Origin of the sequence: Gluconobacter sphaericus NBRC 12467 (genome assembly GCF_006539125.1) — a bacterium.
Lineage (GTDB): Bacteria > Pseudomonadota > Alphaproteobacteria > Acetobacterales > Acetobacteraceae > Gluconobacter > Gluconobacter sphaericus.
This window is the reverse complement of record NZ_BJMK01000025.1, coordinates 14,923-28,726: the sequence shown is the minus strand read 5'-3', so window position 1 is coordinate 28,726 and position 13,804 is coordinate 14,923. Positions and strand designations below refer to the sequence as shown.

Annotated in this window: 8 protein-coding genes and 1 pseudogene; 4 read left to right on the top strand and 5 right to left on the bottom strand. The window is 54.5% G+C overall.

What is annotated here, in order from left to right:
* Positions 1-87 (top strand): annotated as a pseudogene (locus tag GSP01_RS11640) (IS5/IS1182 family transposase); the annotation flags it as partial.
* Positions 88-109: 22 nt separating this feature from the next.
* Here GSP01_RS11640 and GSP01_RS11635 read toward each other — a convergent pair.
* The 5 genes from GSP01_RS11635 to GSP01_RS11615 all read right to left on the bottom strand — a co-directional run bounded on the left by GSP01_RS11635 (position 110) and on the right by GSP01_RS11615 (position 10,984).
* Entirely contained in the window at positions 110-1,870 is a 1,761-nt protein-coding gene (locus tag GSP01_RS11635; RefSeq protein WP_167495537.1) for a hypothetical protein, read from the bottom strand.
* A gap of 869 nt (positions 1,871-2,739) precedes the next feature.
* On the bottom strand, positions 2,740-4,899 hold the full coding sequence (locus tag GSP01_RS11630) for an MGH1-like glycoside hydrolase domain-containing protein (RefSeq protein ID WP_228123977.1): 2,160 nt from the start codon (positions 4,897-4,899) through the stop codon (positions 2,740-2,742).
* Between the two features lie 55 nt (positions 4,900-4,954).
* A complete protein-coding gene (locus GSP01_RS11625) occupies positions 4,955-7,366 on the bottom strand; it encodes a beta-glucosidase family protein (protein ID WP_141353743.1) in 2,412 nt (803 codons plus the stop codon).
* 1 nt (position 7,367) lies between these two features.
* The gene (locus GSP01_RS11620) at positions 7,368-8,726 is read right to left on the bottom strand and encodes an MFS transporter (protein ID WP_141353742.1); all 1,359 of its coding nucleotides are present in this window, start codon (positions 8,724-8,726) and stop codon (positions 7,368-7,370) included.
* Positions 8,727-8,809: 83 nt separating this feature from the next.
* Positions 8,810-10,984, bottom strand: a complete 2,175-nt coding sequence (locus GSP01_RS11615) for a TonB-dependent receptor (protein ID WP_167495536.1) — start codon at positions 10,982-10,984, stop codon at positions 8,810-8,812.
* Between the two features lie 598 nt (positions 10,985-11,582).
* Between GSP01_RS11615 and GSP01_RS11610 the strand changes: the two genes are divergently transcribed.
* The 3 genes from GSP01_RS11610 to GSP01_RS11600 all read left to right on the top strand — a co-directional run bounded on the left by GSP01_RS11610 (position 11,583) and on the right by GSP01_RS11600 (position 13,802).
* Entirely contained in the window at positions 11,583-12,020 is a 438-nt protein-coding gene (locus GSP01_RS11610) for a MarR family winged helix-turn-helix transcriptional regulator (protein WP_228123978.1), read from the top strand.
* Between the two features lie 158 nt (positions 12,021-12,178).
* Positions 12,179-13,306, top strand: a complete 1,128-nt coding sequence (locus GSP01_RS11605; RefSeq protein ID WP_141353754.1) for an FAD-dependent monooxygenase — start codon at positions 12,179-12,181, stop codon at positions 13,304-13,306.
* Between the two features lie 19 nt (positions 13,307-13,325).
* Positions 13,326-13,802, top strand: coding sequence for a (2Fe-2S)-binding protein (locus GSP01_RS11600; protein ID WP_141353736.1), 477 nt, complete (start codon positions 13,326-13,328; stop codon positions 13,800-13,802).
* Positions 13,803-13,804 lie beyond the last annotated feature (2 nt).

The window sequence follows — 13,804 nt, the reverse complement described above, 5'->3', positions numbered from 1 at the left end:
CGGCGGGTCGCAACACGCTATGACAGATGCTCGAATGTCTTCTTCTCAGCCATCTACCTCGCCGCAACCGTTATCTTCTGGCTATAAATTTTGAGCCCAGGTCAAATGGTCATGAAGCTGAAATATATGGTGCAGATAGCAAACCGCAAGGAAATTCCGTTGGCTTTAAGGGTGTATCCATTGCAGGATATAGAGTATTTGCCATGGTATTGCGGATATGTATGCTAATTTTAAAGGGCTGATCTAAGCAAGGTAGAAGGAACGATGCGTTATCTTCGATGCTTTTGCCTATCTGTATTTCATTCACGAAGCATCTCATCGTACCCGAAATTTTGGGGACGATAAGGGAAAGGCTCTGTTTGTTGAACCTGTTGAAATGAGGGAGGTGCAGAGTATAAATTCCTGTGCCCGAAAAATGTCCAAATCCCTGTTGTTCCCAGCCACACTCGACGGAGATAGGGACGGGACTGCTGTCTGGACCGGTCTGAAAAAGCCAGTCCGTTTCGAGAATTGTTTTATAAGGTGTTGAAGGGCAGGGGGCTTTGTTCATTGGGAAGCTGCGGGTTTCCGAGACTGTGACGGACAATTCGAAAGCTAAAAGCTGTTTGGGTTTTAGGGGGAAGACGTATGTCGTATTTGCGGAGATGAAGACCGGCGACATTGCCTCTCCTGTTTCGCATTGCCATTCCAGAAGGGTTCGTTCCTGTGGTGTCGCGGTCAGTCTGGCGCTTCTCTCCTGATCCGAATCATTGAAGACAGTTACGCGCAGCAGGGACGGGGTTAATTTCTGCACTGCAATTCTTTGAGACTGTCCTTCGATGGACATGAGTGGTGAGGGGAAGGCGTCTTTGATGAAGAAAGCAATGTCTGACGTAAGGATAGCCGGTCCTTCGAAGCGCCGTGTTCTGTCATTCCGGGAGACGGTTGATGTGCTGCCTGATCTGAGAATGCGTCCTCCTGTACGAGAGAACTCTTCAAGGATTGAGAGAGTTTTCGGGTCATGGACGACAGTAACGTCTGGCAGAATGAGGGTATCGAACTGCCCTGACGTCAGATGCAGCCAACCATTGAAGACAGTTTCCTCATTGATCTGCTTTTCGTCAATAACAGTATATCCGATGCCTGCGTTCATTAGTGCCTCGGCCCACAAGCCGAAATGATCTGCGCAGTCTGGGGAGCTTCTGCCTTCCCTCAGATCCTCAAGAGGATAGAACAAGGCTACGGATCGCACCGGCACTCCACCTTCCAGAAAAGCTGAGAGACGTGCGAGTTCTTCCAGAACGTCCGGTGCGTCGTCCCACCAGGGTTGAAGGTTGAAGCCGGGAGCGAAGTCGAAACGGGGGGCTGACTGGTGATCGGGGTTTGGATGAAGCGCGTCTGGAAGGAAGAGGGCATGGAGCAAAACGCGGCGTGCGCCCTGAAATATATGACGGATCATCTGGGCGCGTAGCCGGGAAAGTGAAAGGTCCCATTGTCCATGCAAGGATGGTCGACCTACTTCCCGTCCAGTAGAATATTGTTCGACCGTGCAACGCGTACGCCCATGCGCACGGGCAAGAGAATCTCCCAATATCGCGGAAAGCTGGGGATTGTAATCGGCGGCATCTGTGACGCTTTGGGTTTTAAATGTGTCGATACCAAAATAGTCTCCACCTGGAGCGACGCGCGCATCAATACCACCCAGCCCTCCGAGAAGATTCCAGCCACCGACATGCGGCAACAGTTCATGGCCGGTAAGACCAATGTCATGTACGTCGCACCATCGCCTGAGGGTTCCGAAAAAGGCATGATGCATCTGTCGGGCATAGGTTTCAAACAGATATGCGCGCTGCGATGCGGCTTGTGGATCCGTGCCATAAACCGCGTCCAAAAGGACAATACCGTCGATACCAGTCTCAGTCAGGCTGTTGTCCCAGAGAAGGGAATTGTGGATTGCGTCGGGTCCGGACGCTGAATTCTGACCGTTCCATGTATAAAAACCGGCATAAGGATGGTCGAAGAAAAATGCCTCTGCTTTGGGAAAAGCCTCTCGCAGGGGGGCGTAGACACGGTTGGAAAAGCGTTCCGCTGTTTCCTGAATAAGGTAATTGACCAGCCGGGATGTCAGGCATGTCGCTGCTACGAAGAGGGCAACGGGGCTACCGTCCGGAAGATCCGGGGCAGTGATTTGTACGGTGCAACCGCTATCGCCTGTTTCAAGAAATCTGATCTGGGAAGGCTGAAGAAGTGTCCGGGACGATATGACGCCACCGCTGACGATCTGCCACAAGCCCCATTGGGGCTTGCCGCTTTCATACGTCCAGCGTCTTGCGGCCGGTCCAAGAAAATCCAGAAACGTGGCATCGATGTCTGAAATCTGAAGTGTGACCTGCCCGTTCTGGAGGATTCCGGAAGTCCAGAACAGGTGTCGTTCGCGGAGGTGATCTGCGCCCTGCACAGTAAGGCCACCTCCGTGTCCCGACATCCAACCATATTCATCGTAGATCTCAATGCTAAGTCCGTGTTCATCTGCCAGAGCCGAGACGAGACGGCACAGGGCCAGATAGCTCGGAGAAAGATAGTCGGACAGAGGCATGGCGAGCCGTGCCTGTACAAGAATACAGCCCAGCCCGGCGCGTTTCATGTCCGCGATGGCCTCGCGACACATCTGAGGCGTGGGCAAGTGATGCCAGAACCAGAAGGCCGCAGTTCGGAAACGGTTTTCTGGTCTTCGGAACCAGTGAGGCAATACTGAAGTGTTCACGCCACAGGTAGCTGTGCGAGATAAAGGTCGAGACGTTGCCCGGAATGAATATCCGACAGGTCTATGTCTTGGGTTGGGCTAGCGGGAAGGATCCTGCCATCCAGACGGATTTCTGCGATCCGTGCGGCATAGGTTGGGCCGGGTGTTAGAATTCCCTGTTGGTCTTCATGAGCATGGATGTTGCAACTCATGAGGCCTTCGCTGATCGTGAGGTTTGTCAGGCGACCTGTTCCTGTCCAGGAGAGGATTTCTTCCTGTCCACGGGAGAGCGTCAGTCGCCCATTCGTAACAGTCATGATGACCTGTCCGATCGGGGTGTGGATCGGGCCAAGTGTGACGTCTGCGCCTGTATTATGCAGTTCCCAGCCTGCCCAGGGGTTAATATCCATAACCTCTGCAACACCCAGCATCGGCAGCATCGCGCCCCAGGAATAGAACAGGTCCGTATCTGGTTGGTCGTTGGCCTCGCCGGTCGTCGCCGAGTAGTTTTCTGCGGCAATTCTGCGGTCCGTCCATGACTGGTTGAACAGCGCCATGCTGCGCTCGGCGAGCAGAGATGATTCGGCGATAAAACCGTAGCGCCGCAAACCATGCCACACAAAATAATTCACATTTGGCCAGATACGGCCCCGCCAGTAGACGTTATCTGCAAAGGCAGGATCATCCCGGCTGACATTAGGGATCATATAGGAGCCGTCAAAGCGAACCGGATCGGAAAAATATCCGATCAGGGACTGTGCCTGTTCTGATGTGGCAGCACCGCAGATCAGCGGGAAGAAACTTGTCGGACCAAGGCTGCGTACGAAGCCGCCGTGCCGCTGGCGATTGGCGAAAATACCGCGTTCATGATCCCATAGATGTTCCCGAATTTTGCTGCGGGTGTCGTTCGCCAGTGCATTGAAAGTCTGTGCGTCTTCTGTGCGTCCCAGTTCTCGTGCAATATGCGCCAGACACTCCGCATCAAGTGCCAAAGAGCAGTTCAGTCCGACATCGAGCAATGACAGTGTGCGTGTTTCAGGGTTGTAGAGCGCTTCGTCATGGGTGGGGGAATTATCCATACCCGTTTCGTTGCGGGCTCCGAAGTGGGTACCCTTATATAGGGCTACTCCGACATCGGATGTTCCGCATGAGACCAACCCCATACCATCCGGGTCTCGCTCGCGGCGCCACCAGGCGTGGTTGCGGGACAAAGCCTCGTAATGACATTCGAGCAGTGATTTTTCGCGATGACGCAAATAAATCATCCACGTCATGAATGCGCCATTGGGGGCTTGGGTACGATCCACCCATGTGTCGTTCGATGTAGTGAGGCAGGCAAAATTACCCTGCGGCGTTGCGCTCGCCGTTGCCACCGCCATGTTTTCGCGCGCGCTCTCCCCATCGAGGAGAGCGGCCATCAGCGCGGAATAGGTCTGATCGTTGTACCAGACCGCGAATGTTCCCAGATTCCAGATCCGGCTGAAAGTGGTGTAGGGGCGTTGATTAATTCCGTCATAAAGGGTGTTCCACGCCATGACATCGCGCACTGCGTCTAATGCTCCGGCGTGCCGGCCGGTCTGAGCTGGTAGTACGGGCTCTGTCTCAGGCGGTCTTTCAAGCGCGCCCCGGGCTTTCGCGATCGCCAGTTCTTCACTATCCGCAACGGTTGCGACGAAGCGCCCCGTGCGCATCATTTCCAAGTTAAATCGTAAAGTAATGACGGGGGCAGATGTTCCCCTGCTGGACGTATGGAAATAGCCGTGATCGTCGAAATCTTTTGCCGCGGATTCCAGCGTTTCATGTGCTGTAACTTGAACCGGTACGGTGTTGCTCATCAGAGCAACGTACCGATATCCAAGCCGGATGACAGCGGCGTTCCCGGTATAGGTTACGGTGGCGCCACATTCGGAAGATAGGCACAGATTTATCCAGTAACGCAGGCCCCATTCGGCGAGGACTTTTCCATCCCATGTGCCATGCAGGCAGTAGGGATCGCTTTTATCATAACGGAATGCAATCTGGGTTCCGCTATGCTGGGTCTCAAATTCGACCAGCCGTCCTTCCATGTCGTGACGACCAAACAGTAAGTCCTTGCCTGGCGGAAGCAGGGTCGCGCTGCGCTGCTTGGTGGAGTAGAGCAGGGGGGTAACATGAACGCCAAGGGGAAGAAACGTCATCGCCCCCGGTCGGTCGGACCAAGTGTTCCATGCGCGGGCGGGGGGGACTGTGCTATCAATAATCATTGTGGATATGTTTCGCTGTAATGGCTGGTTTTTTTGCGCGGCTGCGTCTGTTGGCGTCATCAAGAATGTGTGTCAGCCGTGTCTCGTCGAGTTCAAGCCCGAACGACCAGCATAAGGTGTCGTAAATGCCGAGAAAGGAGCGCGTGCAAGGAGCAAGCTGAGTTTCGGTTTCGACAATACTCTGGCCCGTCACATCAGCAAGCCAGGCGACCAGATCTTTTTTCACGCCAGAGATCTCCAGCACTTGTCCTGGAGGGGTATGCAGGTCGAGCCACCGCGTTGGTGCCGCATCGCCCACAATATGCAGAGATGCAGACAGGCGAATATCGCGGGAGGATGCGCCGATATCTACGCTGACGGTTCCGGTAGGCACGGTCCAGTCGTCACGCACGGTATCGAAATAGGCGAGATCGCGGCGATTCAGCGCTATGTCTACAACGCGGCTTTCTCCCGCTTCCAGAGAAACGGACGTAAATCCTTTCAGAGCCCGGAGGGGATGATGAGGTAATGCCCGGTTGGCTGCGGCTGGGCTGCGTCGGAGATAAAGCTGACAGATTTCCCGACCTGCCCGGGTTCCAGTGTTGGATACTGTAAATCGAACCGACGCACCCTCCTGGGTGCTGGTTAATTGCAGGGCATCATAGGTGAAGGATGTGTAGGATAATCCATGTCCAAACGGGAAAAGAGGCTTGATCTGGCGGATATCGAAAAACCTGTATCCTACGAAAATGCCTTCCCGATAGAAGTGCTTTCCTTGTTCACCGGGATATCCCAAAAAGGCAGGGCAGTCTTCTGGTCGCATAGGCCATGTGACGGAAGTTTTTCCGGAAGGGTTGGTATGTCCGAACAGGATATCGGCCACTGCTTTCCCGTATCCGCTTCCCGCGTAGCCTGCTGAAAGGATGGCTTGTACGTTATCGGCCCAGGGCAGCACGACAGCGTCCGGATGCGTCAGAACCACTATGACTCTACTATGGAACGTCGTCAGTTCGGCAATCAGGCGATCATGCGATGGGCAAAGAGCCAGATTCGGACGGTCGGCGTTTTCGCCGCTGATGCAGGGTGGGGGCGAGGCGAATACGATAACAGTTTCAGCACTTCTTGCGGCAGCTAGGGCTGCGTTGTGAAGGAGGGCGTCATCGTCGCCATTTGCGCTCCAGCCGGCTTCCCACTGGATGGGTACGTCTATCGGCGCAATCGTCTTCAGGCATTCCAGTGGAATGTCGCATCGAATAGGCCGTACGGCGGCGCTCCCTGCGCCCTGAATTTCGGGCGCGACCGCGCCCGTGCCGATGACCAGAAGGCCGGTGCACGATTTTGGGGTTAAGGGGAGAATATCGTTCTGGTTTTTCAGCAGGACGCAGGCGCGGGACGCGGCTTTGCGAGCAAGATCGTGGTGTACGACGAAATTCGGGCGCGACACCGTCAGTCTGCGCTGCGCGTCTGCGATGCGGAGTGTCAATGCAGCAATATGGATGCAGGCCTCATCTAGCACTCGGGTCGGCACGTTCCCGACTGAGACTGCGTCTTTAAGGCGTCGTCTGCGGGCCGCATTGAATGGCATATCCAGGTCGTTTCCGGCGCTTATCGCGGCGGGTAGATCCTGAATCCCATGCCAGTCGGACATAATCATGCCGGCATAACTCCACCGACCACGCAGAACGTCGCGCAGGAGCCATGAATTTTGAGCAGTCTGCACTCCATTGAGCCGGTTGTAGGACGTCATGACCGTCCATGGACTGCTTTTGGCGATCGCCCGCTCAAACCCCAAAAGGTAAACTTCATGCAGCGCGCGGGGTTCAACGACGGAATCCATGCTGATGCGTTCGGTTTCTGAGTTGTTGCAGGCAAAATGCTTTAGTGATGCACCGACGCCATTGTCCTGCAATCCTCGGATGACGCCTGCTGCCATTTCTCCCGTCAGGATCGGGTCTTCGCTGAAATACTCAAACCCTCGTCCCGCCAGTGGTGACCGTCGCAGGTTAATCCCTGGACCAAGCAGGATTTGGGCGCCTGCAGCACGGCATTCAATTGCCAACGCTGTTCCGATTTCGTGAGCGAGCGTGATGTCCCAGCTATTGGCCAGAACCGACAGCGCAGGAAAGCATGTCGCTGGGATGCTCTTGCCGAGAAGGACGTTGTCGTCCCGCTTTTCTGGATCATCCGTCGTCTCTACCGCATTGAGGAATGCACCGAGATCAGTGTTTTGTGTGTCCGTGGAAATTTGGTCCGGCACGACGCGAAGGCCGTTGGAGCCATCGACCATCAGCAGTGATGGAAGTTCCAACCGTGGGACACCTTTTGTGCGCCACAAGCCGTTTCCACAGACGAGATCGAGCTTCTCCGTAATCGTCATTTGCGCGACGAGTGCGGCGGCTTCGGCTCCGAATGTGTTCGTCATGTCAGAGCCCCTGCGGTTCAACCGGGGCTTCCGGCTGGAGCGTGCGCGTTATTTCAATTTCGGACGGGTAAAGCATGATAATCAGCACCGAAAGCAGGGCGACGCAGGCAGGGACACCCAGAAAGCCGAAGGTGATGAAGTCTCGGGCAGTCTGCGTCTGGGTGGCGCCGTGGGGGACATAGCCGCCCCAGGCCAGAATTGCGGCAGACAGCGAACCACCGATGGCCCAAGCGACCTTTCCTGCAAAGCTGTTGACTGAATAGGCCATGCCGGATGCACGAACGCCTGTGACGGCCGTGCCATAGTCGATGGAATCTGCGACCATGGCGTAGAATACAGGAAGAGTCATGCCTTGAAAAAAGCAGATTACACCAAAGGTGGCGATCAGATAGGCAGCATTATTCGGGCCATACGCGAAAAGTGCCAAGCCGACGGCAGAGAGGATATAGGGCAGGATAATCGTCAGCTTCTGTCCTACACAACGTGCAAGCCAGGGCGAACACGTCACGCCGAAAACCTTGCTGGCGCCCATCATCGAGATAAGCAGTCCGCCAAAATATTGTGGGCGATGCAGGACTTCCGTCGCGTAATAAAGTGAAAGGCCGTAGAATGCTGTCAGGTTGATGTAGAACAGGCTCAGCACGAGCGTCACGATCACCCATGCTCGATTGCGGAACAGAGAGCCCAGGAGAATCAGTACCGGGCTGTTATTCGCTTCGAGCGCATGACGTTCCCGGCAGGTAAAGAAAGGAATGAGCGCCAATCCGCCGCCTACAGCCCCCGCGACGGCCATTGCCAGCGGATATCCAAGTTTTTCGTTGCCGCCGCCGAAGATATGCACCATGGGCAGAATAGATGAGCCCACCAGAAAGGTCGCAAGCGTTGCACCCATCATACGGAAGGTGGCCAAGGAAAGACGGTCTTCGCGGTTGCGTGTCATGACATTCGGCAGAAGGCCGTACGGCACGATAACGAGCGAGAAGAGGACACCCATCACGAGATAAGTAGCATAAGCCCAGGCAAGGCGCCCGTTTGATCCTAGTGGGAGCGGAAGGAAGCAGCAGAAGGTCAGAAAGCCGAGCGGCAGGGAAAACCATTTTAAGTATGGCCGAACGCGCCCGCCGAAAAGGATGCGGTGGTCGATCATATATCCGATGAGCGGGTCCACGACACTATCGACCACACGCGCCAGCAACATTAACAGAGCAACGGCAGAAGCAGAGATGCCGTCAACATTGGTGTAGTAATAGATGAGGTAGGCACCGGTGATGCCAAACAGGGAATTTCCGGCCAGATCGCCAAAGCCGAAGCTCATCCGCTCCCATAGGGCGGGGCGCTGGTTGTTCGTCTTACCGTTCATGCAGTCATCCGGTTGAGGTCGTGGCTGCTTTTCCTTATTCCAGAAAAGCAGCGCTAGGATAAAGGTCCGGTCCAGAAAGGTTTTTAGAAGTCTGCCTTTACCCCGCCAAAGAACTGGCGCGGTGCGCCGACGACCAAAGACTGGTAATCGCCTGAAAGCGGATTTCCGCCGTCATCACCGGTCATGATCAGGTAGCGGGATCCTGTCAGGTTGGTGACGTTAAACGATGCTGTCAGGTTTTTCAGGCGTCCGATGCGGCCAAAATTATAACGCGCTCCAAAATTAACCAGCCAGTAGGAGGGTAGCGATGTGTCGTTCGTGTAGCTGAACGGACGGCTGCTGGTGTAGAGGGCGTCGATGTTGAAACTGGCCTTCTTGTACGTGTATTCAGCAGTAGCCTTGTACATCAGGTCCGGATAGTTCACGACGTGCTTGCCCTTGGTGGCATAGGTCGTGCCCTGCTGACTGATGTTGTTGTCGTATGTTGAGTGGTTGTAGCTGATCGAGTTGAAGATCGAGAGACCACGCAGCGGACGCAGCGTCAGGCCAGCATCCACGCCGTTCATCGTTACGCCACCGAGGTTCAGGACCGTCGTCTGAGGGTTTGTCTGGCTGCCCTGAACCAGCGCGCCCAGACGGTTCGAGAAATTCACGCGATAGGCGCTGAGCGAAAAGTCCACGCGACGCTGCGTAAAGCGGTAACCGACTGAATAGGCCCAGCTGGTCTCGGGCTTAACGGAGCTGCGTGACAGGTTGAAGGCTTCCTGGGAGACGGCAAACGGCGATGCTGACAGATGATAGCCGCTCTCCGGGTAGGCACGCATATTCTTGGCGATATCGAAATATAGCTCATGATGCGTAAGGAAATGCCAGTCCCCGCTGAAATGAGGTAGGAAGGCTCCGAATGTCGTCAGTCCCACGCCGCCAGCGAGCGCATTGGTACCAGTATAGGGTTCATAATTTCCTGTCTGGCCCACATGTGTTGTGCTCAGCATTGATTTGAAACCAGCGTGGAGCGACAGGTTTTTGACTGGACGCCACGTGTCTTCGATATAGGTCTGCATCGTGTTTGTATTGTAGGTCTGCCCCCAGAGCTTCGCAAAAGGATCGGACCATTTGCGGAATGGATTGGGGGTCAGCGTTTGCCCACTCGCTAAGAGCGGGTCATTATAGGCGAACATATTCGAGACATACTTGTTGTTCTCGTACCAGATGCCGCCATGAATTTCGTGTTTGCCAATATTATATGTCATGCTCGACGTCAGGCCAAAGCGCTGTATATCGGGCTGTTTGACAATTTCGGAAAGGGGCGCGCCGTTTGCCGAGGCCATCCAGGGGTCAGACCACTGGGTATTAGCCTTTTGGTTATGGCCGTACACCACGGAATCCCACCGCAGATGATCTGCCAGCTTCAGATGAAAATTCAGCCCTCCCAACAGGTCGCGAGACTCTGTGGTTCCGGCGTAATAGGCCACATCCTTCGGGTCACTGGTTTTGTCTTCCCCGTGGGAATAGATCCCTTGTGCAGCTTCATAAGCCAAGCGATAGTTCGGGTAATAATTGGAGACACCGTAGCCGAGCTTCTGGACTGTTTCCAGTGTTTCTGACTGGTAGTTGAACTGCTGTACGTCCGCCCAGTCGAACAGAAGCGAGACGCTGCTTTCATTACGGATCGGCTGCACCAGCTTCAGGTTGGCCTGTTGGAAGAACTGGGAGCCATATCCTTTCCACAAGTTAGTGTCGTTACGCATATAGGACACGTAAAACTTAGTCCCGGTTCTATTCAGCTTGCCGCTGTCGATGCGGATAAAAGCATGCGTAGTGGCGTTACTACCACCGGTTGCGGCGAGTGTGCCGCCGAATTTGTCCTTGGGGTCCGAAGATGAAATCATGATGGCGCCGCCGAGCACGTTGGTGCTGGGCATGTCCACAGCTCCAGCGCCCTGTGACATCTCCATATGGCCGACGTTTTCGGACGATAGCGCGGCGACGGCATTCAGGCCGTTATAGTTCCGGTAGACGGACTCTCCCAACGGAATACCGTCAAGTGAGAAGCCAATCTGGTTTTGTGAAAAGCCGTGGATATAGAGTTTGACGCCGCCCGTATCGACGCCCTGCGGATCATCCGACTGGAACAGCACGCCTGGTACATTTTGCAACGCTTTCATAACGGATGTTCCGGCTACGGCGTTTGCAAAAACATGCTGTGAAATGACAGTTTGTGCGCCATGGGAGACATGTCGTCCCTGGACCTGCATGAGTTCCGGTTGCACAGTTCGGGCTAAAATGTGTCGTGCAGCAGGTGCAGTGGACGCAGACACCGTGTGAAGCGGATGTGTCTTTCCTTTGCGAACATATTCAGGTTTTTCTGCCGCCCATCCACATGCAGGGATGACGGCTAGTACTGTCGAAAGCAGGGCCATCTGGCGTAAAGCGAGTTTGTTTTGGGGGACGATGCGCATTGAGATCAATCCTTGCCCTCACACGGGTCGGATGGGGTGGCCATCTGGATAGACGGAAAACGTCACTGTGTAATTTATAGCGTACAAACGACAATTCGATTCGGCAACAAAAAAAATAACCCGCGAAAAAACATTGTTTGTAGCTACTGTTTCTTATTTTTTTTGCCTGCGTATTTTCGTGGCTTTAAGCATTATAGTGGTGTGTACATTATTGATTATGGCGAGGTGTCGTGCGGAATTGTGTGCGAACGGACGTGGTCGGCCGACGCATTATGGATGCGGCATGATGTATTGCCCTGTCTTGATGAGGGGGAGCGGGTAGTCGGGAAATTTGGATATACAATCCTCCCGGAGGCTGTAAGAATCTTTGGTGGTTTCAATGGAGAAAAATCCGATGTCACAGGATGCAGATTATGAACTTTGCAATCAGATCGGACACCTGCTCCGGCGCGCCTATCAAAGGCATACGATTATTTTCCAGCGTGAAATCCCAGATGATCGGCTGACATCCGCGCAGTTTGCGACCATGGTGACTGTTCACCGTTTAAAAAAAGCGCCTCTCGTACAGATTAGTGTGGCAACCGGGATCGATCACGCAACTCTGCGTGACATCGTCATGCGTTTGCGCAAGAGGGGGTTACTGAGCATTGTTCAGGACCGTAACGACCGTAGACAGCGGATCGTCTCTCTGACCGGGGAGGGGCTAGCTCTGGTGGAGAGCACGATTCCCAGCGCTGCCGATGTAACTGCGAGGACGCTTGCGCCGCTTGACGAGTGTGAGAGAATTGCCGCGCTACATATTCTTAAGAAATTGGCGTTTTTTGAAGACTGAAATTTTGCGAAAATAGATCACAACCAAGAAACGAAACGGGATCGTCATAAAAACCTTGACGGCTTCGACGGGACTGTGAATTATTCATATATAGCGTGTACGCCATTATTGTTGAGCTTTCTTGCTCCGCAATGGCTAACAGCATGAAGGGCAATCAGATGTTCGGTGGTGTTCGGGTCGGTATTGTGGGGGCGGGTCTTGGTGGCGTAGCCGCGGCGGGGCTTTTGCAGCGTCAAGGCTTTGACGTAACGCTTTATGATATGGCGCCCGGCTTCTCCCGGTTGGGGGCAGGTATTCAGTTTGGCCCCAATGTTCTGAAAATCCTTGCCTATCTGGATGGCCTGGACAAAAAACTTGAAGAAATCTCTTGCCTCCCGGACTACTGGGTCAGTCGAAATGGAACGGACGGTGCGGTTCTTGCAAAGATTCCATTGAATGCCGAGCATGAGCGTTATGGCGCGCCGTACATCACCATTCATCGTGGTGATCTGCATCAGGCGATGCTTGACTGCGTTGAGACACAACGTATCAAATGGGGCCATAAGCTTGTCGATTTCACGGATAACGGCAGAAATGTTGCGCTGGAATTCGAGAATGGTTCCACCGAAACAGTCGATATCCTGATCGCGGCGGATGGGATTAATTCGCGAATACGTGAGAAAATCTTTGGTCTGGAAGAGGCACTTTATACTGGTTGGATTGCTCATCGAGCGATCATCCCCGGTGCAGCGGCGAAGGCTCTGGGTGCGGATGTGAATGCCAAGTGGTGGACGGCCGATCGCCATATCGTCTGTTACTATCTCGATCGCAAGGAAGAGGAATTCTATCTTGTAACGGGTGAGCCGGCAGAATGGACCAGCCGGGCCGGTCAGCTTCCTTCCACGCGTGAAGAGTTCAAGGCAGCATTCGCGGATTATCATCCGATGGTTCAGGGCTATATCGATGCGGCGGAAACCGTGACGAAATGGCCGCTCAAGACGCGTGATCCGCTGTCGAAATGGCATGAGGGCCGCGTGGTGCTTCTGGGTGATTCCTGTCATCCGATGAAGCCCCATATGGCACAGGGGGCAGCCATGGCAGTCGAGGACGCAGCGGTTCTGACACGCTGTCTGAGCGAGCTCGGTGTTGCCGATCTGGATGCGACGTTCGAGGCCTATTACGGGGCCCGCAAGGAGCGTGCGACCAAGGTCCAGAGTATTTCCAACGCCAATACGTGGCTGCGTCAGCCTGAAGATCCGTACTGGTGCTACGGCGATAATGTCTACAACCTGAAACTGACATCCTGACATGAAGGAGAGGGACGCTATGACGGACAGCGTCTTTCTGATGGTGAACGGGGAGCGGCGCCAGGTTCACGCTGCCCCTGGCACACCACTTCTGACAGTGCTGCGCAATGATCTTGGTCTGAATGGCCCGAAATTCGGATGCGGACTGGGAGAATGCGGAGCCTGTACCGTATTGCTGGATGGTAAGGCCGCGCGCAGCTGCGTGGTTCGGGTTGAAACCGCCGCTGCGTGCACGTCTGTCGTTACGCTGGAGGGACTTTCCTCTGATGGGACTGATCCTGTCCAGCGGGCTTTCATCAAGGCACAGGCCGCTCAGTGCGGATATTGTCTGAACGGAATGGTCATGACGGTAAAGGCGTTTCTGGATGCGGTGCCCGATCCTGACGAGGCAGCGCTGAAAGAGGCGTTGCGATATAATCTGTGTCGCTGTGGCACTCATGTTGAAATCATGAAGGCCGCCTGCATCGCGGCAGGTCTTGTGAAGGGAGAGTCCTGATA

Coding starts and splice junctions, on each gene's coding strand:
- GSP01_RS11630 (WP_228123977.1), bottom strand. CDS start 4,899: ATGACGTTTCTTCCCCTTGGCGTTCATGTTACCCCCCTGCTCTACTCC.
- GSP01_RS11625 (WP_141353743.1), bottom strand. CDS start 7,366: ATGACGAACACATTCGGAGCCGAAGCCGCCGCACTCGTCGCGCAAATG.
- GSP01_RS11620 (WP_141353742.1), bottom strand. CDS start 8,726: ATGAACGGTAAGACGAACAACCAGCGCCCCGCCCTATGGGAGCGGATG.
- GSP01_RS11615 (WP_167495536.1), bottom strand. CDS start 10,984: ATGCAGGTCCAGGGACGACATGTCTCCCATGGCGCACAAACTGTCATT.
- GSP01_RS11610 (WP_228123978.1), top strand. CDS start 11,583: ATGTCACAGGATGCAGATTATGAACTTTGCAATCAGATCGGACACCTG.
- GSP01_RS11605 (WP_141353754.1), top strand. CDS start 12,179: ATGTTCGGTGGTGTTCGGGTCGGTATTGTGGGGGCGGGTCTTGGTGGC.
- GSP01_RS11600 (WP_141353736.1), top strand. CDS start 13,326: ATGACGGACAGCGTCTTTCTGATGGTGAACGGGGAGCGGCGCCAGGTT.